This window comes from Helicobacter rappini (assembly GCF_900198625.1).
In the GTDB taxonomy this organism is placed as follows: domain Bacteria; phylum Campylobacterota; class Campylobacteria; order Campylobacterales; family Helicobacteraceae; genus Helicobacter_A; species Helicobacter_A rappini.
In genome coordinates this window covers 26,623-50,303 of the sequence record NZ_FZPK01000011.1, presented here as the reverse complement: position 1 = coordinate 50,303, position 23,681 = coordinate 26,623, and the positions used below count along the sequence as shown (strand labels likewise).

General features: G+C 33.9%; 18 protein-coding genes. 3 read left to right on the top strand and 15 right to left on the bottom strand.

Going from position 1 to position 23,681, the window contains the following annotated elements:
* Positions 1-326: 326 nt before the first annotated feature.
* Positions 327-1,835 carry an outer membrane family protein gene (locus C6H17_RS03065; protein ID WP_020995945.1) on the bottom strand — a complete coding sequence of 503 codons (1,509 nt, stop codon included), beginning with the start codon at positions 1,833-1,835 and terminating at the stop codon, positions 327-329.
* 265 nt (positions 1,836-2,100) lie between these two features.
* On the opposite strand from C6H17_RS03065, the gene C6H17_RS03060 reads away from it, so the two are divergent.
* On the top strand, positions 2,101-2,397 hold the full coding sequence (locus C6H17_RS03060; RefSeq protein WP_104731332.1) for a hypothetical protein: 297 nt from the start codon (positions 2,101-2,103) through the stop codon (positions 2,395-2,397).
* A gap of 95 nt (positions 2,398-2,492) precedes the next feature.
* Positions 2,493-3,668: a DUF2972 domain-containing protein gene (locus C6H17_RS03055; RefSeq protein WP_104731331.1), complete on the top strand. Its 1,176-nt coding sequence runs from the start codon at positions 2,493-2,495 to the stop codon at positions 3,666-3,668.
* Between the two features lie 250 nt (positions 3,669-3,918).
* Here the strand turns inward: C6H17_RS03055 and C6H17_RS03050 are convergent, their stop codons facing one another.
* The 6 genes from C6H17_RS03050 to C6H17_RS03025 form a co-directional block, all read right to left on the bottom strand.
* A complete protein-coding gene (locus C6H17_RS03050; protein WP_005217952.1) occupies positions 3,919-5,589 on the bottom strand; it encodes a hypothetical protein in 1,671 nt (556 codons plus the stop codon).
* Positions 5,590-5,797: 208 nt separating this feature from the next.
* Positions 5,798-6,520, bottom strand: a complete 723-nt coding sequence (locus tag C6H17_RS03045; RefSeq protein WP_005217953.1) for a carbonic anhydrase — start codon at positions 6,518-6,520, stop codon at positions 5,798-5,800.
* 87 nt (positions 6,521-6,607) lie between these two features.
* A complete protein-coding gene (locus tag C6H17_RS03040; RefSeq protein ID WP_005217955.1) occupies positions 6,608-7,189 on the bottom strand; it encodes a 4Fe-4S single cluster domain-containing protein in 582 nt (193 codons plus the stop codon).
* 11 nt (positions 7,190-7,200) lie between these two features.
* Positions 7,201-8,097 (bottom strand): hypothetical protein, encoded by an 897-nt coding sequence (locus C6H17_RS03035; RefSeq protein WP_005217958.1) that lies wholly within the window; start codon positions 8,095-8,097, stop codon positions 7,201-7,203.
* A gap of 329 nt (positions 8,098-8,426) precedes the next feature.
* Positions 8,427-10,718, bottom strand: a complete 2,292-nt coding sequence (locus C6H17_RS03030) for an AAA family ATPase (protein ID WP_005217964.1) — start codon at positions 10,716-10,718, stop codon at positions 8,427-8,429.
* 8 nt (positions 10,719-10,726) lie between these two features.
* Positions 10,727-11,050, bottom strand: a complete 324-nt coding sequence (locus C6H17_RS03025; protein WP_005217967.1) for an ATP-dependent Clp protease adaptor ClpS — start codon at positions 11,048-11,050, stop codon at positions 10,727-10,729.
* Positions 11,051-11,281: 231 nt separating this feature from the next.
* On the opposite strand from C6H17_RS03025, the gene leuD reads away from it, so the two are divergent.
* The gene (gene leuD / locus C6H17_RS03020) at positions 11,282-11,773 is read left to right on the top strand and encodes a 3-isopropylmalate dehydratase small subunit (RefSeq protein ID WP_005217970.1); all 492 of its coding nucleotides are present in this window, start codon (positions 11,282-11,284) and stop codon (positions 11,771-11,773) included.
* Between the two features lie 236 nt (positions 11,774-12,009).
* Here the strand turns inward: leuD and C6H17_RS03015 are convergent, their stop codons facing one another.
* The 8 genes from C6H17_RS03015 to C6H17_RS02980 are packed head-to-tail and all read right to left on the bottom strand — an operon-like array spanning position 12,010 to position 23,612.
* Complete coding sequence (locus tag C6H17_RS03015; RefSeq protein WP_005217972.1) at positions 12,010-13,479, bottom strand: hypothetical protein; 1,470 nt, start codon at positions 13,477-13,479, stop codon at positions 12,010-12,012.
* Positions 13,480-13,489: 10 nt separating this feature from the next.
* Complete coding sequence (locus tag C6H17_RS03010) at positions 13,490-13,912, bottom strand: hypothetical protein (RefSeq protein WP_005217974.1); 423 nt, start codon at positions 13,910-13,912, stop codon at positions 13,490-13,492.
* Positions 13,909-14,112 carry a DUF2997 domain-containing protein gene (locus C6H17_RS03005; protein WP_005217976.1) on the bottom strand — a complete coding sequence of 68 codons (204 nt, stop codon included), beginning with the start codon at positions 14,110-14,112 and terminating at the stop codon, positions 13,909-13,911. The genes C6H17_RS03010 and C6H17_RS03005 overlap by 4 nt, the downstream gene beginning before the upstream one ends.
* 11 nt (positions 14,113-14,123) lie before the next feature.
* A complete protein-coding gene (locus tag C6H17_RS03000; RefSeq protein ID WP_005217978.1) occupies positions 14,124-14,819 on the bottom strand; it encodes a hypothetical protein in 696 nt (231 codons plus the stop codon).
* A gap of 2 nt (positions 14,820-14,821) precedes the next feature.
* Positions 14,822-16,807: a hypothetical protein gene (locus tag C6H17_RS02995; protein WP_005217980.1), complete on the bottom strand. Its 1,986-nt coding sequence runs from the start codon at positions 16,805-16,807 to the stop codon at positions 14,822-14,824.
* The gene (locus C6H17_RS02990) at positions 16,804-18,378 is read right to left on the bottom strand and encodes a hypothetical protein (RefSeq protein WP_005217982.1); all 1,575 of its coding nucleotides are present in this window, start codon (positions 18,376-18,378) and stop codon (positions 16,804-16,806) included. Before C6H17_RS02990 ends, C6H17_RS02995 begins: the two co-directional genes overlap by 4 nt.
* Positions 18,375-22,022 (bottom strand): AAA domain-containing protein, encoded by a 3,648-nt coding sequence (locus C6H17_RS02985; protein WP_020995944.1) that lies wholly within the window; start codon positions 22,020-22,022, stop codon positions 18,375-18,377. The genes C6H17_RS02990 and C6H17_RS02985 overlap by 4 nt, the downstream gene beginning before the upstream one ends.
* 24 nt (positions 22,023-22,046) lie before the next feature.
* A complete protein-coding gene (locus C6H17_RS02980) occupies positions 22,047-23,612 on the bottom strand; it encodes an AAA family ATPase (RefSeq protein WP_005217998.1) in 1,566 nt (521 codons plus the stop codon).
* Positions 23,613-23,681 lie beyond the last annotated feature (69 nt).

Here is a 23,681-nt window from a genome sequence, read left to right as displayed (position 1 = left end):
ACTTTTGATATGATATTATTTTTGATAAATTAAGAAACAATAGGCACTCTACAAACAAGATGCATAAAATTTAAAATTCAAATGGAACTTCTCAGGGCGTTAATTGTATAACACGCTGCAACACCAATTATAAAATAGAATGGATGAAAAAATACGGAAAGCTACAATAAAAGCCAAGCAAGAGCTATTTTCTCACTCCATAACAATTCCTATCCAATTGTATGGAAAGCAAGAAAGATAAAATTTCGTATGGCTATTACACACAGAGTAAGTTACACATCCATATATGCAATATAAGCCAAAACCCCACTTAAATCTTGCAATGATTAGAAATTATAGCCAAGTGTGAAAAACGCATGGCTTCTATCATCTGTTTGTGCTTTAGATAAAGCTTTGCTTTCCTTAAGTCCAGCACCCGGATTATATCCAGCCTTTGTAGTATCTCTAAACCACTCTAGTTTTAATCCCACTGCTAAACCATTTTTGAAAGCATGATTTACAGACAGGGCAATGCTCTCTTCATCACTTCTAGGGCTTCTTGTGATTCTGCCAAGCAAATCCCATGAGAGTGTGCCATACTCTAAGTCATAATGACCACCGCCAGAGAGATACCCAGTCCTTGCATTTCTGTTGATTGTATCACTAATGCTTGCACCTATGTCATATACACTCGCAGTCCAAAAGTCTAGCCCCATTGGATTCCCATAGGTCCCAAAGTGTGAGTTTGCACTACCAAAGTTTTCATAGTAGCCTATACGCACATTATAGTTATAGATATTACCCTGTGCGATTAGGTTTAGATTCCCACTCCATTCATCAACCTGCTCATTATATCTACCCCTAGATGTACCAGTTGTTGTAAATGCCTTATGTACATGAAGCCCAAAGCCCTGTGCTGTAACCTTAAACCCAAGTCCATTACCAAACTGATATTCATATACTGCTTTTAAGCCCGGTGCCTCATAAAGTCCGGGATAAAAGTAAAGGAATGGGCGAACAAGCAAAGTATCACCATAAGCAAAGCCATTATCTGTATCAGAAATGCCACCATGCGTAACATCAACACCAACTGAGTGGATACCATAACTCGCTTTTCCATCAGTTGTCTTTACCGCATAGTAGTCTAAGAACCATTGCGAGTAAGCAAATGCACGACCAAATGAGCTAAACCACCATACTTTCACTTCATTTGCAGGTTTAGATTCTGTATCGCCATAATCAGTATGCCAATCAAAGTTAAAACCTTGTGTATAACCACTAAAATAATCCATGCCAGATTCATATCTACCAAGCTTTAGATTGAAATACTTTGCTTGTAAATCAACATAGGCATTATGCACGAAAATTTGGCGATTGTTGGTATAAGATGTAGTTTCATTGCCAAGATAACCGCCCCATGAACCTATATATTGGTTGTTTAATCCACTACCGCCACTTAAGCCACTACCATTATTAGTAACGCCATCATACTTTGTAGTATCCCAAGCAAGTCCAGCCGCCGCTGCACCAATGCCTACTTCAAACTTTGAGAAATAATCATTTTCATACACTTCGTTAATGTTAAACTTACCATTAACCTCACCAAACACACTTGTAAAGCTTTCAGTTGGATAAAAGTTGTTTGCAGTATTAACCTTGCCACCATTAAAACCAGCTTTAGTAAAAGTCCCTACATTTCCAGTGAGTGTAAAGAATTTACTATCCTCATTAGCACATCTCTCATAGCCAAAAAGATTCCCTTCGGTTTCATCGCCACAATCTGCCATCGCAAAAGAGCTACCAACAAGCAAAGCAATGCTTGTGTATTTTGTCAAATTTCTCAAGTTTCCTATCATACATTTCCTTTCAGTTTCGTTTTAGGTTCAGTATTATTGCATAAAAAATAAATAATTTTCCAAAAAAATGGCTTATATGGGGATTTTTTGTAGTTTGTAAAAAATATTTTAAATCTTTTTCTTTCAAAATGTGTAAAATATACACATTATTTACCACATAACATGCCCTTATCGCTTGTAATTGCTTTATATATGTCAATGCAATATATTAAAAATTGTGTTAAAATTACACTTTTTGAGATTTTAAAATGCAAGGTTACATTGTATGGGGCTTAAAGATTCTAAGAAAGTAAAACGCATATTAGCAAAATGTAGAAAAACATTTTTTCCACTCAATATACACTTATTTTTGTCGCTTTATCCAAAAATAATGCTGAATAAGAAAGAGTTAAGACAATTTAAGCTTATGTCTAATAATTTGGAGGAAACCTACAAGAATGTCTTGCTAGATTCTCCATTCTTTTTTGCAAAAACACTAAAAGCCCATATCGCATGGTTAAATTCATCTGAGTTTAAAAGTAAATATGGAGAGAATCCGTATATTACCCCCCCCCCCCCATAAGTGATTGCAATCCTAAAACGCAATATTTTCCACTCTTAAATCCCACACTTTTTGACTACGAAAAAACCCAATCTAGCATAGCTTATCACTACAATATGCCCTTACCGCGTTATTACAATTTTATCTATATGGCAACTTATGGTGCGGGCTATCAGGCTATGAAGAAATTTTTTGAATATTGCGGCGTTTGCGTAGCAGAGCTATGGACGGGTAATATAGAACCACAGCTTGAATACGAACATTTTTATAATACGCTTGTGAATAATCGCGAAAAATACTGCATTATCTATCTTAGCGGTAGAAATCTCTATGGGAGAGAAAAGCTATTTTCCTTAATAGATTCTCATGTCCCTTTGCTTATCATTGCACGAGATCCCATATCGATTTATCGACCTATAGTCAATCACTTAGGTGAGAGAGAATATCAATATGAATGCACTTTAAAAACAGATTATAGAATATTTCTTGATAGCATTAGATACTGGATTAATCCCACAGCCCCAAGCCTTGATGCGTTAGAAAGCGAAGAATCTTGCGATGAAAATGGTGTAACAGCCTTGTCGATACAACGCAGAGCAAAAGCACTAAAACATGTAAGCAAGATACAATATATCGCATTTAATGAGATTTTGGAAACACAAGCCTTTGCGACTTTTCAAAGGCTTGCAAAAGAATATGGTTTTACACCACCAAAAGAGAGGGATATATTTGAAGCAAAAGTAAATGGCGGTATGCTTTTGGGTTTATTGCCGCGTGTTTTAATAGTTAGAGAATGTGATATGCCTTTTATGTTTAGAGGACAAGAAAATGAGAATCTTGCCATAAAAGATTCTAAAGATTCTCATATGGATAATGAGGTGGAATACAGAATTATTATTACTACACCACAGATTCAAAGCCTTGATAATTATGTGGATATAAGCAAAAATCTTAATATTGCTATTCCGTTTCAAAACTTATATTTACTTATGACTAAAGATTCATTTGCAAAATTGCAAACAAAACAAGAATTATTTAAGGCTACAAGGGAATATTTACAAGGTTTCCTAAAAGAGTTGGAAAATCGCGCAAACATAGAAAATAATAAGCGGCTCGATGAAAATGATATACTAGAAAGATTTAGACAAGATTCAATACTAGCTATGAAATATAAAAAAATCTTTGACAAAGAATTAGCACATATCAAGGAAAACCGACCTGATATTGTAGCAAGTTGGGACTACTACCAAGGATTTGAAAGGATATGCGAAAATATAGAATCAAATATATAATGCGTAATGATAGATATAAACCCTAAGAAGTGGTTGCTACATAGCCCTATATCTTCTTGTGCGATCGTTTCATTATTTTTTTTGCAACATAGCATTATTTTAAAGGTTTTTGTAACGATAATTCCAACATAAGTTTATATATCGTTGAAGCGTAAGATGCACATTGTAACAAATATTAACATTCAGCCAGCTGATGAAAAACTCACTATAGCGTCTAGGTTGGGTTTAAAGAACACTTATGCTTCTTACCCTAGCGTGTTTGTGTGGATTGCTTTGCATGCTCTTCATATTTTTTTACTTGAGAGTCAAAGGCTTTTATCATATTGGGTAGATTTTTCTGAATCTTATATAATGCAGCTAAATGTATTTTTAGTGGATTTGCCCAGATTGGATTTGGCTTTGATACTGCATCAATTTGCTTTCTACATGCATCAACGGCTTTGTTGAGATTTACAGGCAGTGTCCTTAGTTGCGTAAGATACTCTCTTCCCTCTTTTATCCTTACATCCATATTGCCTTTGCGGTTTGTAAGCTTTTGGTTTAATCTATCTTGGGCTTCTTTTAAGTCAAGTTCTTTTGCTTTTACTTCTTGTAGTTTTTCTTCTAGAATCTCTTTTGTCTGTTTGAGTTTATCTTCAAGCGTATTTTTTGCATCTTGAAGTTGTGCTTCAAGATTTAGTCTAATTTCTTTAAATTGATCTTCTTTTGCTTGCACTTCAGCAATTTGAGATTCTAATCCCTCTCTTCTGTCTGTTGTCTTTGCGTCCTTATATTTACTCTCCAAAATCTCTCTTTGCTCTCTAAACTCGCTCTCTTTGGCATTTGCGATTTTTAGCCGCTCATCAAGGGCATCTTTTACGGATTTAAATGCAGATCTTTTAAGCTGCACTTGTGCGAGTTGCGTCTCTTTTAGTTCCATTTCTTTTAATTGTGCGTCTTTTAGGATATTCTCTTTCGTTGCCACTTCCTGCATATCCTTTGCTATATCATCGCTTGTTTCTTCACATACAAGGTTTTGAAACTGCGTATAAAAGCTATCTAGTCGCACAAATATCTCATTTGCTGGGATACTTGGCGATGAAGAGTAAGGCACATATACCATGTATTCAAGATTTGGGATCAAAAACGCATACTGCTCGTAGCTTTTAAAGAAAGTCTCTTTACATGTCTTTTCATACTCTTCATCATGGAATACAAAGGTTGGTAACTCATCATTTGACAAACTCGCACAAATCGTTGTCTCAAGATAACGCACACCATCAGACCAATCACGCAAACAATAATAAAACATACCAAAGTCAATGGGTGTAATCTCTTTTCTATTGTTAATAATAAGATTTACTGCAAGTAAGTGTAAAAAGTCTTTGAATCTTTTATCAGAGATATTTGAAAGCTGTTTGACTAGATTTTGTTCTGCATCATCTAGCATTGCAATATCACCTGCAAGTTCACCCGTTGGGTTTGCATGAGAAGCAAGGGATTCTATAAAATTAATTGCTTTTGCTCTATTCTCTTCGTCCCAAAACTGCGTAAAATTATAATCTTGGAAAAATTTCTTCAGTTTATTTGCTTCTGGGGCTAACTGCTTTAGCTTTTCTATTACATTTGTGTTTTTTGGTGCGAAAAGATAATCATAGAGATGCTCTGTATTATTATGATTGCCTAAGCAACAATAGGCGGTATATTTGCTTAATTTATCCTTATTTTTTGAGAGATTTGAGCCTGCGGTAATCTTTGCTTTAATGGGCGTTTCCCCAAACAACGCTTCAAAACGCATTTGTATATCTTTAGCATCATCATGTCCATAAAGCAAAAGTGGCTTATTACTCAAGGTGCATAAAAGTGCTAGTCTCACCTCTTCATCTCGCCCATATAAGCCTTGATTGAGAATAATTTCTAGTTTTTCAATAACATCTTTCACAACTACTCCTCAATGCGAAATTCTAGATTCTGTAACTACACAATCACATGTCAAAAACTTAAAAATACTTGAAAATATAGCAAAAATGCACTTATAAATTACTGAATCCAATAGAATCTAAAACCTTAAAACCATACCTTATAACACAACTATAAAAGCATAAAAATATCTATGTTGTTTAAAGTAGGGCATATAGAATAGCCATAAATCAAGGCGCAGATAGAATCACCCTGTCATGTAATGGCTGCACATTCCTTGCATTATCTTTAAGGATTGCATGCATTGCATCAATTTGGGCTTGTGAGGCTTCAACACTCTCTTTTAATACTATCCACTGCACTCCCTCGTTGCAAGGCGGTGTTGTGAGACTCCCGCTAAAAGCATAGTAGCCATGATTCTTAGGTAAGAGCTGTGAGATATATATCATATCCATTTGATGGGCTTTATCTATATCAATGGGAGCATAAGATAAGACATTATTTAACATTATATTATTTTGTCCTTTTCTAAATAGCACGGCAAGAACTAGATAATTATTCTTTTCATCTTTATGCACCATGTGCATTTCCATAGGGTAGGATTTCCCCTCGATTTGCGTTTCTGAAGGTGTGTGAAAATGGAGTTGGACTAGATTATATTTTCTATTTTGATAGACTAAGCCACCCGCCTCATTAAAATGCAGGGCGATAGTGTGTCCATTATTTATAATATCCTTTGAGTTTGTGCCATAAAGCAGGTGTAACTCATTTTTAGATTCCGTTGTTTTTTTACTCTCAATATTAACTGATGATTGCTTTAAGCCAGAACTACACAGCTTAAATTTAGGATCAATCTTCGCCCACATATCTGGTCCATTATGCTTATCATAACCCCAATGAGCCGCATATACACTTCCTATACTAAAAACCAACGATAAACAAATCTTTTTCATAACTCCCCTTTAATAAATTAGCAGAAATCTGCATACAGATTCTCAAAAAAATAGTCGTAATTTTACAATAAAATAATGGATTTATATTTACAAGTTTTGCGTAATAATAGAATCTGTTGGCTCAATATAGCCCACAATATCAAGCCCTCCAAAGTTATCAATATCAATTTCAATATAATTGCCATCTTTAATAAGGCTTTCATTATATCTATTGCTTAAAAAATCTATGACTTGATTACTAGAGCCGCGCAAATGTAGGTTTAAATCTCGCAAAGATTCTATATATCTACCATAAATTAGCACATCTATAAGGCTAAATATGGAATTTTTTTTCATTTGTATTAGTTCATCTTTTTCATAACCGCTATATACGATAATGCCTAAATCTAGCGATTTTATCAACGATACAAGTTTATATAACTCATCATATTGATAGAAAGGCTCACCGCCTAATATTGTAACGGCTTGTATCGGCAATGTTTTGGAATCTTTTTGCTCTTTAATGTTATTAAAGATAGATTCTATATCCATAGTAAAGCCGCCTTTACTATCCCAAGTGTGTGTATTCCAACAGCCTTTGCAGTGGATGGGACAGCCTTGTGTCCATATCACAAAGCTTGGCTCAAAGCCATAGATTTGCGAGTATTCTTTTATGCTTGAGAGTTGCATAATTTGCCTTTTTATAAAAATGGGTTTCTTTGATGTGGTTGTATATCTTTGTTAGATTCTTTGCTTAGCTTTTCATCTGTATTTTGTGCTTGTGTGTTACTTTGAGTTTGGTTAGGTTGCGGTGTGGTTGGTTTAGCGTGATTAGCCCTTAGTGTATTAGAACCTATTATATTTTGTATAGAATCCATACAATCTTTTAGACTATTGATCCAACGCATATATACCCGCTTCCTTGTCCGTATATTATCACCATATTTACTTGAGTCTATTTTCATTGTATTATCTTGCTTGTTAGAATCATTATCGTCATTATCAAGACCATAATCATTTGCATATTTATCTATGCGATCAATAAGACTTGTAATGCCACGCCCTATAACGCTGTTGGTATCTGTGCTTCCATTAACATTATCTATAATAGATTGCAGTGTGCTATGAAGTGTTTCATATATGGTTTGGACTTGTGTTAGGACTGCTTTTTCATCTTTTGTGTAGCGAGAAATATCTATGCTTTTAGACATAATCTCATCAAGCTCATCTAACTTTTGATTAATCCTAGCATTCATAGCACTGCATTGAGAAAAGCTATCACTTACACTCTGCATAAACTGCTTATCTACTACAATCTCTGGGTCAAAAACACTGCATTGCGTAGCATCATCAAGCGTTTTTGTAGTATTGCCAAGTAGTGATGGGTCTATTGTATCAGCGATATTGTAGGCAAGGTCAAGCCATGGATTTAGATTTGCAAAGTTTTTTATATCATCACTGCTATATATAATGGGATTTTTTACTGCGATTTTTAGCTCTTTTAGCATATGCTCTATATCTTGCATGGTGCGTAAAATGATATTTGGAATGATTGCGTTTTCATTACTTATTAAATTAAAGCTTGTTGTCATTGCCATTTTTTACCTTTCAAAATAAATCGCAAATATACCACATTTATAATCTAAAATCTAGTAGTACTGAAGATATTTGTCATACTAAGCCTTTGTGGAAAGTATCTAAAGATATAGAATCTAAGCTAGAATTTTTGCTTTTTTTCAAAGGCTTAAAATGACAAGATTCTAAAATCTTGTCATATTGAGTGCGTAAGCGCAAAATATCTTTTTATATTGAACCCCGACCCACCAAAATGAGCCAAAATCCAAAGTCATATCCCCACTTTCTAGCATTACACAGCCATAAGTTAGCTTCTCTACACAAACTATTTAATGCATGTTAAGAATCTTTTTTAGATAATCTCTTGCCTTTGTTTTTGTATATCAAACACAAGGGTATTATTTTTTACATTAATATGGGCTACTCCGCCTTTACGCAGTTCTCCAAATAGCATGGCATTGCTTAAAGGAAGCTTAATAGCAGAATCTATAGTTTTTTTAATCTCCCTTGCCCCAAGTGCTTTATCAATAGATTGTTGTGCTATAAATTGTGCGGCTTTTGTGCTAAGATTTAGCGTAATATGCTTTTCTTTTAGCGTTTCGTTTAAATCAGTGATATATTTTTGTGCGATTTTTTGCAACTCATTCACACCAAGTGGCATAAAGGGGATAATCGCATCAAGCCTACTGCGAAACTCTGGGCTAAAAGTATCCTTAATCGCCATGCCAACTCTATGCTCACTTGTATCAAGGAATCCCACAGAGTTGCCCTCTTTACTTCCTGCATTACTCGTCATAATCAAAATCACATTTTTAAAGTCAGCTTTATTGTTTTGATTATCCGTTAATGTCGCAGAATCCATGATTTGCAACAAAATATTATACACATCGCTGTGCGCCTTTTCAATCTCATCAAGCAATAATACACAATGCGGATTTATGCGTATTTTATTGATTAAAAGCCCACCTTCTTCATAGCCTACATATCCGGCAGGCGAGCCAATCAGCTTACTAATGCTATGAGATTCTGCGTATTCACTCATATCGATTCGCTCAAATTTAATGCCAAGTATTTTTGCTAATTCCTTGCTTAACTCAGTCTTGCCAACACCAGATGGACCAGTGAAGAGAAAGCTTGCAATTGGGCGGTGCAATTCACCCAAACCAGCCTTATTAATTTTTATCTTTTCTACAATTTTTTCAATCGCTTTATCTTGAGAAAAAATGCGTTTTTTAAGTTTTGATTCTAGATTCTTTAATAGCATACTTTCATCGGCATTAATCGTTGATTTTGGAATGTTTGTGATTGAAGCCATAAGAGATTCAATATGCTCTTTGGTGATGATCTTATGCTGTGTTTTAGAATCTTTTTTTGTTTTCTTTGTTTTTGTTAGCTTCTCTAAAGTCTCACTTTTTCTCTCATCATTGCATAAAAATTCATTTAATTGTGCCTTTGCTCCAGCCTCATCCATTAAATCTATGGCTTTATCGGGCAAATGTCTCTCTGTGATATACTTGCTTGATAGGCTCACACAGGCTTTTATCGCTTCATTTTCATAGGTTACATTATGAAACTTTTCATAAAGCGGTGCGATTTTCTCAAGGATTAATAGGCATTCTTCCTCACTTGGCTCTTCGACTTTTATCTGCGTAAAACGGCGTGCTAATGCCTTATCTTTATCAAATGAGTTTTTATAATCATGACTTGTAGTCGCACCAATACAACGCAGTCTCCCACTAGCAAGCATAGGCTTTAAAAGATTTGAAAAATCCATGCCACCACTATTTGACTGACCCGCGCCAACAATCATGTGAATCTCATCAAAGAAAATAATGATATTTTTATCTTTCTCCACTTCAGCTAGAATCTTTTTAATACGCGTTTCAAACTCGCCACGATACTTTGTCCCCGCCACAACAGAGCTTACATCAACCGCATAGATTACATTGTTAAGCAATTTTGCAGGCACACTTCTCTCTACGATACGCAATGCTAAGCCCTCCACAATGGCACTTTTGCCAACTCCAGCCTCACCTATTAACATAGGGTTATTTTTCTTGCGACGGCATAGCACTTGTGCGATTTGATTGATCTCTAAATCTCTGCCTATAAGCGGGTCAATCTTGCCTTCAATGGCTAATTGATTAAGATTTTTTGCGTATTTTTCAAGCTGACTTTGAGAATCTTTTGTTTTTTCCCTAGAGACATGCTCATCAAAATCTACCACAATACGCATTACATCTTCTATTTGAATGCCTTGTGCTTTTAATAATCTCGCACAATAGCAATCTTCTTCTTGCATAAGGGCTACAAAAAAATCGCCAATTCCAACACTAGCCTTTTGTGCGTTTTTTGCATGTGAAATCATGTGATCAAATACACGCATAAAGGCTGGTGTTTGGTGTGGTGCTTCTAATTCTTTTAGGGCTCTTCCCTTTGGTATATGTTTTTCTAAATACGCACCAAGAGAATCCATTAAAATCTTTGTATTTGCCCCAGTTGCCTCAACGAGTTCTCTACCTAAAGGATTCTCAAGCATGACATAAAAAGCATGCTCAATCGTTAAGACATCATGTCGCATATCTTCTACAAAATGAAGTGTTTTTTGAAAAATGTTTGATAAAGTCGAATTTAGCTCACCCATTTTAACCCCTACATAACATCACGCAAAACAAGCCGCAATGGCATACCGCTATCTCGTATAAAATTTGTAGCCATACTAAACTTTAACTCCGCAATATCATAGGGATACACACCGCAACTCCCCTCGCCTGTGTTATGCACAAACTGCGTAATAGTCTGTGCATCAAGCATACTTTTATTAAACACACGCATAAGCAAGGTAATAACAAAATCAACGCTTGTATAATCATCATTAAGCAGGATAATCTCTTGCATTCTAGGCTGGGCTATCTCTACCTCATGCAATGTTTCAAAATGAGCAGAATCTGAATATTCATATTTATTATCTGGCATTATAAACTCCACTTGTTGATTCAACAAAGCTTTATTTTATCAAAAATTCACTTAGTTTTTGCAATTATTTTTATATTTTAAATGATTATATTGAGCTTAAATTGCGATATTAAATGCAAGTTATATAACATTGTAAAACATAAATTTATGCTTTTTTGAATTTTTAGGATAAAATGTTAGAAATGTAAAGAATATAAAACATGAAACATACACACATTAAAAGGAAAAGCGATGAAAGCACAAGGATTTATCCATAAATATGGCGATAATGTAGATACTGATGTGATTATTCCAGCAAGGTATCTCAACACCGCAGACCATAGGGAGCTTGCAAGTCATTGTATGGAAGACATTGATAAAGATTTTGTGAAAAAAGTGAGAAGTGGCGATATTATGGTTGGCGGGTGGAACTTTGGCTGCGGGAGTAGCCGAGAACACGCACCTATTGCGATTAAGGCAAGTGGGATAAGCTGCATTATCGCAAAAAGCTTTGCTAGAATCTTTTATCGCAATGCGATTAATATCGGCTTAGCGATTATTGAATCTGAAGAGATAGCAGACTTCCTGCAAGATGGCGATGAGGTAAGCATTGACTTTGATAAAGGTGAGATTATAGAATCTAAAAGTGCTAAAAGCTTTAGCACAACGCCCTTTCCGCCTTTTATACAAGAGATTATCAATGCAAATGGGTATTTGAACTGGATAGCGAAGAATAAGAAGTAGGGTTTGGGTTTTGTGGGTAAATTAGAATCTAGTTTCCGCAAACAAATTGTCATATTGAGCGTAGCGAAATATCTAAAACTTTAGAATCTAAAAAAGATTTTTCGCCTATGGCTCGCACGAAACAAGCTTTTGCCCACACTTGCAAAAATGACAAGAATCTAAAGTCTTGTTAAAATGTACCAAAATCTACGCACACCCATAAAGATATGGTAGGGTTTCTAAATGCTACTAGCTTTTTACACTCTGCCCATAAATGGATTATCGGCGTATCGTTTGCCATCATCTTGTTTTATGGTTTCTGGGATAGGCTCTCGTAAGTCTGTGCCATCTAGTAATTCTTCTATTTGCTTTATTGCGTTTTTAGCGGTTGTTATGCTTCGCATATAGGCTCGTTTTTTTACTCTTGTTGTTTCGCCTTCATCAATATTTATGGATATGAATATATTATGTAGTATCTCTTGTATGGATTTTATCTTATTGATTAGGGCTTTATCTGTTTGTGAATAGGTATCAAAATCTATGCTTTTTGATAGGATTCTATCTAATTTATCTAGCTTTTTGTTGAGATATGTTTCTAGATTGCTAAATTGTTTGAAAAGGGTTTGTATATCACTTGATATATCTTTTGTAGTTTCAGAATCTAGCTCTATTGCTAAATCTATTAGTGGTTGTAAATCGCTTGTCTTTGCGGTTTGATTAATCTCTTTTAGCATGGAGATTATCTCTTGTATTGTCTCTGTAAGCGTTTTAGGAAACATGGCGTTATCACTACTATTACCAAAGATTCTAAAGGTGGTGTTTGAGTAGTTTTTGTGAGAGTTATCAAAATCAAAACGTTTTTCTAGTAATTCTTCTATGGCTTTTTGAGTTTGAGTAAGATTATTAATATCTGCTAAAATATCTGCTAAATTGTTACTATTTGTGCTATTCATTTGCTGTTCCTTTCTATCGTTAAGTTCTGCTTTATGTTTTGCGTTATATTCTTGTATATATTGGGTAAAGGTTTGAATCTTCTTTTGTCTAGCCTTATACTCATAAAATGCTTTTGCTATGGATATATTTTGATTAGCTGCTATTTTATTAACAATATCAAATGACCCTTGATCTTTAGCAAGTCTTGTTGCTGCTTCATCTATTGTAAATTTATACTTACTTGCAAAGCTTTTTAAGGCTTCATAATCGCTAGATTCTACATATTGCATAAGGGATTTTAGGCTATCTATATCTTTAAATTCACTTAAAAAGACTACTATAAACATGAATTGCTTAAAAGAGCAATATCCGCTTTTATCTTTAACACAGAATTTAAATGCCAATTGAATCAATATCTCTATTGAATTGTCAAAATGTTCTCTATCAAAAGATAACTTTGGTTTATCGTGACTGAGTTGATATATACAATCCCTTAAAACTTCTGGACTCTTTATTATTAAATCATCGGCTAAATTTGAATCTTCGACTGCATTGTTAGAGCTAATTTTAACATCTATAATAACTGATATTCCTTTAAGACATGATTCTCCCTCTGCTTTTGCGAGTAACTTTGCTGCTAAAGAGTGCGATATATTCCGTTTGTTTGCAAACTCATCAAGCAATTTGAATCGTTCCCATAATTCCCCTTGGTAATTTGCAAACTCATAAAGAAATTCTAATCGTTCCGATAATTCCCCTTGGTAATTAGTGTTGATTGATGAAAACCACGCCATAAATCACCTCTTACCCATATCTCACACATACAAGCTGGATTTTATCGCCTTTTTTGACTTCTTTGACTTTGTAGCCTTGCTTTTTTGCTTTTTCAATGATTTGGGCTTTTTGTGCTTCTTTAAAGGCTTCTAGTCGTTCTCTCTCTTTCCTTGCTTCTTCCTCTAATCTCTCTCTTTCCAAACGCTCTAGCTTTGCTTTATAGATTCTTAGATATGCTTTATTTACAGATTCTACAAAGTTTCTTTCATCGATATGGTCGCTGTAATAATCTACGCTAAAATGCGTGTCTTTTTGTATGTAGGTTATGCCACAACCTATTTGCACAGAGATTCTGTTGCCTTGGTCTTGATATTGGCAATTGCTTGCTTTTAGGGCTTCTATTAGGCATTCTTTATCTATGATTGGTGTCCTTGTTATAACTCTTCTACTCATTTTTTACTCCTTAGTGTAGCAGATTGTGTTTGTGAGACTTTTTGATAATATTCATCTGTCTTTTTGTCGCTTTCTATATCCATGTCTTCGCTAAGCAGGGCTTCTATCTCGCCCATACAAGCCTCGCCTTTTATGCCTTCGCTCTTTAGGTCTAGGCTGCCATCTTCATTGATTGTTACGATGATTTTCTCTTCTTTCATATTTGTCCTTTCTATTGTGATTTATCGTGTTTTACACTTAAACTTGCCTTAAGCCTTTGTGCTTCTTCTGTCGCACTCTCTACTTCATCCCATTGACTAATCTCTAAAAGTCGCTCATGTTTGTCCTCCTTTAGTGTGCCTGTGGTTGGGCGATCTTCCTTTGGTATTACCATGTGTATCTCTTGCTGTGTTCGGCTTTGTGTTTTATCCATAAAGGCTAGAGATGATTTAGATTCTTTAGAATCTTTTTTATTGTAGCTAAATTTTTCGTATTTAGTCTTTAATTCATCTTTTAGGTTTTTAAGTTTATTTTCATCTTTTTGTAAATTTTGTTTTTCTGTGTCTATGTATTTATCTAGGGCTTCTTTGTCTTTCTTTTCTTTGTTATGGTCTTTGTTTTTAGAATCTAGGGTTTGCGTGGTTTCATCTAGATTGTCTTGTGCTGCTTTTACGCTCTGTTGTTTTATCTGCATTTGCCCTTTTATAGATTCCATTTGTTGCTTATTGTCAATAAGAATCCTATCTATTTCATGGATTTCATCTTTTATGATTTTATTTTCAGATTCTAAATCTTGTTGTTGTTTTTCCAACTTTGCCCTAGATTCTAAGATGTCTTTTAGCTGTTGTTCTAAAGATGTGCTACTTGCGTCTATTTGCTGTTTATTTTGTATTGCGTTTTTCTGTTGATTGTTCTTTTTTTTAGCCATAACTACTCCTTGTCGCTGGATTTTTCTTTTTCATGCTGATTTTGTTTTAGGTTCTCTAACTCTTTATTTTTTGCTTCAAGAATCTTTTGCTGCAATTCATTTGCTTTTTGTTGCAACTCTTTTAACCTATCTTTTGTTGCATTTATGGTTTTTTCATTATTGTTAGATTTATTTTCTTTGTCCGCTTTTTCTTTTTGTTTTTTTCTGCAATACTCTTCTTTTTCTTGATTGTTTTTAGATAGCTTTTGTTGCTCTTGTTTTAATGTATCTAAATGTGCTTTTGCCTTATCTTTTTCATTCTCTAGATTCTGTATTTCTTTCTGCATGGAATCTAGCTTTTCTTTTTTGTCTTTACATTCTTTTTCTTTTGTATTTAGGTCTTGTTGCTTTGTGTGGCAGTGTTGCTGTAATTTCTCTATTTCTTCTTCTAGTTTGTTTTTTCTTGTCTGCCATTCATTGTGCTCTTTTGCTTCATCAAGCTTTAGGTCTATCTCGCCACTATTTTCATTAATAGTTTTTATATGCTTTTCTAGTTCTTGTATGTAGCTTTGTGTAGAATCTATATTGAGAGTTTCAAGTGTGGCTTTCTCTTTTATCTCATTTAGCTTTGCGGTTAGGTCTTTTAGATTTGTATTCTTACCTAAGAAAAATCTTTTAAAAAAATTTTTTGCTTCGCTTAAAAGGGCTTGAAATGCGTTTAGCTCATCTTGCTTTTTATAGATAGATTCTATATTATTTAATGCTTTGTTTATTGTGTCGTGCAGGGCTTTATGTGTGTTTTCCCATTCATTGTATAAATTTGCTTGTTTAAAATGTGTGGGTGTGTAAAAGGGGATAATATCAAAGCTGTATGTAATCTCGCAGGTATGTGGATATTTATCCTGCCATATTTGCTTGTAGTCTAGCTCTTGTGTCTCAAACTCATCTTTATCCAAAAAGCTAGTGCATTGTATAGAATCTTTGTGTGTTGTATGTGCTTCTATCTTTGCAGTTTTGCCATCTAAATAATGTATGGTTTTATCTATGAGTTCTTTTAGGGCTACTTCGTGCTTGAAAGATTTGGTGATACTAAAAGCTTCTCTACAACTTTTAAACATTTTGTTTTGTATGTCATTAAGACTTATGCTATAAAGAAGGGTATTATTATCACTTAGAAATATATCTGTATCTATGCTATCAAAGCCGACATTTGTAATGACAAAGTTGCTTGTGGTGCTGTTTTCTAAAACTTCACCACTCAAAACTTTAGAATCTTGTAAGAGAAAATGACACTCTTCAAAATCTTGCAATAAATCTATAAGTGGTGAATTTGTCTGTAGTTGTATGAGAGCATTGCTCTTTTCTTGTAATATAGAATCTCTTATAAACTCTGTATCAAAACCATTTTGAAAAGGGGGTATAAAATCTTTTTGATTCATCTCTTTTATTTTCTCTTCTTTTCCCGCGATAAATTCTTGTTTTGCTTCTTTCCAAAAGCAAGTGATAAAATAATGCCAAAAATCATTACATTGATTAGAATCTAACTCTAAAAAAAGCTGATTAGATTCTATATCAAAATCCTTTGTGCTAAAAAAGCCTTGAATGTTTTTATCTTTTTGTATTAGCGCAAAGCTTCCTGCAAGGTTTTCTCCCACACGCACAAGGCTGTGATGTGATAGCTCTTGTAGTGTATTTTGGTCTTTTGTGTAGATATAGATTCTATTGTTTTTTGCAATTTCTGGGATAAGCTTTATAATCTCAGGATCTAAAAATGAAGTGTAAAGGCATATTATAGAATCTTGTGCGGTTTGCAAAGTCTCTAGCATAGAATCTTTTATTGCCTGCATAGTTCCTAGAATCTGGGTTGTCTCTTTGGTGCTTTGTGTAGATTCTAAACTTTGCGATGTTTCACTGCGTTCAACATGACAACTATTAGAATCTACCCATACATTTTCTATAACACTATCCCCATAATCTTTTGTGATTTCTTTATGTGCGATGCTTATCATTGTTTTACTCCCATAAAGTCTTGTATAATCTCTTTTAATTTGTTATCAAATATAGAAAAATTATCTATATTGCTAATAACACAACCTTCTGCTCTCCCTTTTGTATCCAATGTTATATCTTTTGCTTTTATTTCATCAAAGTATAAAAAGTCGCTTTGTGTTATATTCCAAATCTCTATTTCATTATTAACCTTTAGAATCATATATCTATCGTGTGGAATAGGATCGAAAGGTCGTGCGTTTAATTGTCTTGCGGTTAGAGATTCTATATTTCTTTCATCTGTGATTATTAGATATTGCTGTGTGTTAAAGCCCTGTGCTATTAACTCTGCCTTTTTATATTGATACTCATCGATAAAATATCTATCAATATAAATAAATGCTTGTATCTCTCTATTTTGTGTGATTTTATCTATAAAATCAGCATAGCTTAACTCTTCATCATAGTTGAGCGTAATTGTCTTTATGATATTTGGCAATAAATCTCTTTTTGGTAGTAAATCATTTATTGCATTATAATGCCAATAGGCTGTTTTATCCTTTTCTTGTTTGAGTGAAGATTCTAGTTTGCTTATATATTCTTTTTTATCACTGCTTTTTAAAAACTCATTTAAACCTTTATGGTTGATATAAGATTCTAGCTTAGAATCTAAGTCATCTTGTGTGAGATAGGACTCGCTTAAATCTTTTAATAAACAACAATTTAGCATATATTTTGCATCGCTTTCTTCTTTTGGGGATAATGCTAGATTGCTAAATGTAAAATTCTCTTTTTTAAAACTTGCTGTTAATGTGCGTATATCTTTTATAACTTGTTCCTCCAAAAAATCGTTTAATTCATCTGTATTAATTCTATAAACTAAATTGTCTCTATCCCAATTTGGTCCTAGTGCTTGTTCGTATTTTTGTATAAAGGTTTTTGTGTCTAAAAACTTTTCGCTAAAATCTTCATTTTCTTCAATATCCACACCATCTAAACATTCTGTATCCCTAAGGATTTCGCCATTTTGATTAATCTCGTGGAATCTTATATATGTGATTATCTCTTCTCCCCGCTGCATTTGCACACTTGCTAAATGGAATCTTATATATGTGATTATCTCTTCTCCCCGCTGCATTTGCACACTTGCTAATTTGGTTAGAATCTTTATACTATCAGTTACCTTATTTTCATCATCTAGCAATACACGCGACTTTTTACCAAAATCTATTGTTTCTAATTCTTGCTCACTTTCATCTATTTCGGCCCTTTTTGCCTTAAAGATTCTGTTATCAAAAATGCTATCATTATAACTAAAGTCTATTTTATATTTACCGCATTCTTTTATATATCGTTGCTTTGTTTCTAAAAGCTTCTTGCCCTTTTCTGTAATGTGGTTATTAGAATCTAAAAAGCCAAGTTTTTGCATTTCTTCTTTTGCCCTTGTTTGCAGCGGCTCTTTAAAAAGTGCTTCATTTTTCTGCAAAGATTCTAAAAATTCTGCCATATCGCTTGCGTTATGCAGCACTTCAATATCTAAAAACGCAAAGCCACTTTGTAGCCTTATAGTATGCATTAATTCTATTTTCATTTATTCCCCTTATGTAATGCTTTATGGTGCAATGCAAATTGTTTTAGCATATCATCTTTGCATTGACTGAAATAATCATATTTTCCTAATATCACAAGCTGAAATTTTGCCCTTGTAATACCGACATTTAAGCGATTTGGATTATCTAAAAAGCCGATTTTATCTGTATTGACCATTGAGAGAAACACAATATCAGCTTCTTGCCCTTGAAACTTATCTACGGTGCAAAGCTTTATTTGTATCTTTGTGCCATTCCACTCTCTCGTAAAATCTGTGCTCTTATGCTTTAATCCTGTGTATTCTTGCAGTTTAGATTCTAAGATTCTAGTTTGCCCCTTATAAAAACTTAGCACAGCAACACTCCAGGTTTCATTTAGTGGGTGTGGATTGTTACTAGCAAAATCTATAAATGCTCTAAGCTCTTTTATAAGAAACTCTGCTTCTTTTTCGTTTCTACCTCTATAACTCTTGCTATCTACATTTATCCATACGCTTCGCTTTTTATATCTTGTGTAGCTCCATTCTCGATTAAGATTGCTTAAATCTTTCAAAGCATTTGCTTCTTTATAGAATTGCTCTCGTGGAAAGCGTGAAATATCTTCGTGCATTCTACCTTGTGTGCTTAATATACTATGTCTCTGTTTTAGCTCATCTTGTGTAAAGCCGCTGCGAATGGCTGAATCTTCTCTTTCACTTCGCCTATCGCTTACACCTTTAATAAGTGATTCTAGAATTGAGGGTAGGGAAATATTTGCTATACTTGAGATTTTATTGCGGATAAGGTTTCTATCTTTATGACTTTTTGGGAGTAACTCATCAATTGCTTTTGTGTATGATTGATTTTTATTTTTAGCCTTATTGGAATCTGAAAAAGTCCTTAACTCAAACTCTCTACTAAGCCGCCAAGCAATCTCACTAGCAAAGCTTCTCTCTTGCTTATAATCCTTAATTGCTTTAAGAAAAGATTCTGTATTTTTAGCATTATTGTCAAACATTAAAGTTGTATTTTTATGTTTTGCTTTGTATTGATACAATAAAGCGAGATTATCAAAGTCTATAAAATCACTTGGGATAAGGTGCTTTAAAGGATTATGTAGTGAATCCTTTTTTGCTAGACCCTCATCATAAAAAATCCAATGTTTATTAAGGTTATCAAAATATGAAGTTGCTTGTAAATCTTTAATATACCCAACTTTTAATCTATTATTTAGCACACCAAAATTATCTCTTTTTTCATCTGTCCTTATCTCAATCTCTTGTTCTAGAATCCATAAAATCTCACTTGATACGCCCATAGCAATTTTTATATTAAAGCCATTTTCTTTATAGATTTTTGATAATAAATAAAGCAAAAAACAAGCTTGTTGATAGCTAGATTCTAAAAAGTCAAAGCCTTTGTTTATTTTATTATATCTCAAAGCAAGATTGCTAATATTATCCACTAACTCATCTCTATCTACAAAGGGGCTAAGCTGTCTTGTATCACCTACTATAATCCACTTTTTCGCATACATTGCTGGGACTAGAAACTCTTGAAAAGTCGTCTTTGAAGACTCATCAATGATTAAATAATCAAAATCAGGCATTATAGGCTTTATAGTCTTTTTATTGCGTTTTTTACTATCCTCTTCTTCATCTTGAATCTTAAAGGCTGGATATTGCAAAATCCCAATTGTTGTGCCGCATACTAGATTGGCACATTGCATAAAGAATTTTAAGCCAATTTTTCCTTGTTTATTTTCATCATTAGAATCTTTTTCTAAATCATTATAAACGCTATATTTTTCAAGCAGTGAATCTTCATAATTTCTAGCAAAATCACCTAGTCTAAATTCCCTTACCTCTTCGCTCAAAGCCCCCTCACTTCCTACTCTTATGGGGAAAATATTTAGCTTTTCTATAAGTTCTCTTTCTTTTAATCTCTCTAGCACATTATCTATTGCAACATGTGTTGAGCCACAAAGCAATACCCTTTTATTTTGCTTTATAATCTGTGCGATAAGCTCTAAGATTGTAGTCGTTTTACCACTGCCCGGAGGTCCCTCTAGCAAGGCAAAGTCTTTTGTATTTAAGGCTTGTTGTATGAAATTTCGCTGAATGTTAGCACCCTCTCTATTCTCATCTGTTAGCACTTCCCATTCTGTAATATCTATTATCTTAGAATCTTTTGTTAGCCAACTTATTTTATCCTTTGTCCTTGAAGCAAAAAGCTTTAAAAGCGTATGACTTTGGGCTAGTGGCATTTTTATAAGATTTTGTATAGCATTTCTTTGACATTTTAGCCGATATGGATTTGGCTTTGTATCGAGTATAGAGCCTTGTCGCGGAAGTATTGGTCTGTTTTTATATAGCAACTCAATGATAAACTCATCTCTATTTATAATCTTTACTCGGCACTCTTGTGGCTCTTTATGTCCATCTAAACATGCCATTACTTGAATGTCAGAATCTAAAAAGAAACGCAAAGAAGATTCTATCTCATTTTCATCTTCTCTCTCATCATCATTTCTTAATAGCCTGATATTAAAGCCTTCGTTTTTTACCTTTTTTAGAGTATAGGATATGCCAAATTTATCATATAAGATTGTTTTATCATCTAGCTTTTTTATATCTTTTATGAATACTTGTTTAGAATCTTGCTTTTCTATATCTATCTTATTTCCACTTTTATCACATAGAGATTGAAAATCGCAATAGCTTTTTGCAAGATGTTTTTCTATTGGATTGCAAAGTTGGCTTTTTATCTCATTTTTACAATATATGATTTTATGAGTTTTGTTGTCTTGCAATACTTTATGATTATCTTGAATGTAGTTTATCTCTAGTGTAGCAGGTAGAAAATAGCCATCTTTTTGTATTACATTTGCCTTATTTATATCACTTTTTAGCAAAATCACATTATCTTGCAAGCTTTTAATCTCTACTTGTTTAGAATCTAAATCTAATTTTCCATTATTAAGCCATTGCTTCAGTGTTTTAATCTCTAAATCATCACCGCTCCAAGACGCTTTTTTAATGCTAAAATCTTTTAGCTTTTGTTTTGTGTCATTATCTAGTGATAAAGAGTCTAAGTGGGTAAAGCCTGTATTGCTAGAATATAGATTCTGTATCTTGTCATTTTGAGACATAGCTAAACAATCTTTTTTAGATTCCATATTAGATATTTCGCTACGCTCAATATGACAATCTTTAGATTCTAGATTCCCATTGTCTTGCACCTCAAACCCTGTATTAGCAAGATTACAAAGCCTATCTAGCACCCTATAATCTTGTGCTATGTCGCCATCTTTTAGGCTTATTTTTATTTTTTCCCCATTTTCCAAAGTGATAAAAAGTTTTTCATCGTAATCTCTAGTTTGTGGGAGATTCCCTACAAATAGAATAGAATCTAGCTGTTTATAAAATTCATCTTTTAAGCTTATTTGACCTAAGGGATTATATTCATAAAAATATCCCCTAATCTCTAAACTTGCATTAAACTCTGTTTCTACTCTCTCCCATTTAGCCCTTACTTTTTTCTTTTCTAGCGATTTAATGGCAGTATCTATATATTGCTTAAAGGGCAATATCTCTTTTTCTATACACTCTCTTTTTCTATTTGCCTCATCTGCGTTTTGTGAAAAGGCATGATAATAATGCTGCATACAACCCCTTTAGCATTAAAATAATTACATAAATGGATTAGCGGTTATCTCTTGTCTTAATTGTGGGACATCTTTATCGTTTTTCAACTCACCATCAAACTCTTCACTAGAGGCATAAACAGCCCTAGCCTTAGCCCATTTACGCATAGAAGTAATACTCTCACTCATAGTTTTTGATAGCGGATAAGTTTTTTCAGCAGAATCTATTATATAGCTATCATCTACTTCTTTTGCATCATTGAAGGCAGCAAAGAGAGCATCTTTTATGCATTCCTCAATCTCAGCACCAGAAAAACCCATACAAGCTTTTGATAGAGCATCTAAGTCAAAATCACTTGGATTTCTTTTTAATCGCTTTAAATGTATGCTTATAATTGCTTTTCTTGCATTAAAGCTAGGCAAATCCACAAAGAAAATTTCATCAATCCTACCTTTACGCAAGAGTTCAGGTGGGAGTTTGCTAATATCATTTGCTGTTGCTACGACAAATACAGGCTTACTCTTATCCTGCATCCACGATAAAAAAGTGCCAAGCACCCTTGAAGTCGTGCCGCCATCAGTAGAGCCAGAGCTAGACAAGCCAGAAAAGCCCTTTTCAATCTCATCAATCCATAAAATTGAAGGTGCAATAGCTTCTGTAATCTGTAATGCTTTTCGTATATTACTCTCACTCTCACCTACAATACCGCCAAAGATTCTCCCCATATCAAGCTTTATAATAGGAAACTTCCACTCACTTCCTATCGCCTTAGCACTCAAACTCTTACCAGTCCCAGGAATCCCTAAAAGCAGCACTCCCTTTGGAATCTCAAGTCCATATTCCTTTGCCTCTTTATGAAACGCCCTACCTCTTTTTGTAAGCCAATTTTTAAGCTCGTCTAAACCACCAACATCACTAAGCCCCTCTTTATGATGATAGTATTCTAAAAATCCGCTATTTTTTATAATATGCTCTTTTTCACTAACAATTAGTTTAATCTCATCTTCTCCAAGCTTACCTTTAGTGCGTTTAATAGCTCTCATAAAGACCTTTCTAGCCTCCATAATGGTAAGCCCTAAGGCAGATTCTATAAGTCTATCTTTTAGATTTTCATCTAGTTCTTGCGATCCATATTTAGCATCTTCAATACATTGTCGAAAGATTACCTCTAAATCAGCCTTATTTGATAAATCAAGCGTGATAATATGCACATCTTTATCTAGTTCTTGTGGGATTTTTTGAAATGGTTGTGATAATATAATTGTCCTATCTTTTGGTCCCCTTGCGATATTTCTAAAGATTCTAATGATTTGTGGATTATCATCAAGCAGTGGATAAAAATCCTCTAAAACTACAATGCTATTGCTTGCTTCTTCACCTTGAAACCACTCTAAAATCTCACTCACCTCTTTTTCTTCAAAGGATCTAAATATTTTATTTTCATTATCAAAGCGAGACAGACCCTGAGCGATATTCCATTTATATAAGGTTTTCCCAGCTTTATGTGCTACCTTTGCTGATATAGCATCAATCCTTTCCCACTCAAAACTTACTATTTGAATAATATTTACAGAATCTAATATCTCAAAAACTTCATCTTCATGCTGCATGTTGATCCCTTCTTCAATTAAGTAGTAAAAATAAAGTCGCCATTATAACAAAAAAAAAGGGGGGGGGGG

Coding starts and splice junctions, on each gene's coding strand:
- C6H17_RS03065 (WP_020995945.1), bottom strand. CDS start 1,835: ATGATAGGAAACTTGAGAAATTTGACAAAATACACAAGCATTGCTTTG.
- C6H17_RS03015 (WP_005217972.1), bottom strand. CDS start 13,479: ATGGCGTGGTTTTCATCAATCAACACTAATTACCAAGGGGAATTATCG.
- C6H17_RS03005 (WP_005217976.1), bottom strand. CDS start 14,112: ATGAAAGAAGAGAAAATCATCGTAACAATCAATGAAGATGGCAGCCTA.
- C6H17_RS03055 (WP_104731331.1), top strand. CDS start 2,493: ATGCCCTTACCGCGTTATTACAATTTTATCTATATGGCAACTTATGGT.
- C6H17_RS03010 (WP_005217974.1), bottom strand. CDS start 13,912: ATGAGTAGAAGAGTTATAACAAGGACACCAATCATAGATAAAGAATGC.
- C6H17_RS03000 (WP_005217978.1), bottom strand. CDS start 14,819: ATGGCTAAAAAAAAGAACAATCAACAGAAAAACGCAATACAAAATAAA.
- C6H17_RS02990 (WP_005217982.1), bottom strand. CDS start 18,378: ATGAAAATAGAATTAATGCATACTATAAGGCTACAAAGTGGCTTTGCG.
- C6H17_RS02985 (WP_020995944.1), bottom strand. CDS start 22,022: ATGCAGCATTATTATCATGCCTTTTCACAAAACGCAGATGAGGCAAAT.
- C6H17_RS03030 (WP_005217964.1), bottom strand. CDS start 10,718: ATGGGTGAGCTAAATTCGACTTTATCAAACATTTTTCAAAAAACACTT.
- C6H17_RS03060 (WP_104731332.1), top strand. CDS start 2,101: ATGGGGCTTAAAGATTCTAAGAAAGTAAAACGCATATTAGCAAAATGT.
- C6H17_RS02980 (WP_005217998.1), bottom strand. CDS start 23,612: ATGCAGCATGAAGATGAAGTTTTTGAGATATTAGATTCTGTAAATATT.
- leuD (WP_005217970.1), top strand. CDS start 11,282: ATGAAAGCACAAGGATTTATCCATAAATATGGCGATAATGTAGATACT.
- C6H17_RS03035 (WP_005217958.1), bottom strand. CDS start 8,097: ATGGCAATGACAACAAGCTTTAATTTAATAAGTAATGAAAACGCAATC.
- C6H17_RS03045 (WP_005217953.1), bottom strand. CDS start 6,520: ATGAAAAAGATTTGTTTATCGTTGGTTTTTAGTATAGGAAGTGTATAT.
- C6H17_RS02995 (WP_005217980.1), bottom strand. CDS start 16,807: ATGATAAGCATCGCACATAAAGAAATCACAAAAGATTATGGGGATAGT.
- C6H17_RS03040 (WP_005217955.1), bottom strand. CDS start 7,189: ATGCAACTCTCAAGCATAAAAGAATACTCGCAAATCTATGGCTTTGAG.
- C6H17_RS03025 (WP_005217967.1), bottom strand. CDS start 11,050: ATGCCAGATAATAAATATGAATATTCAGATTCTGCTCATTTTGAAACA.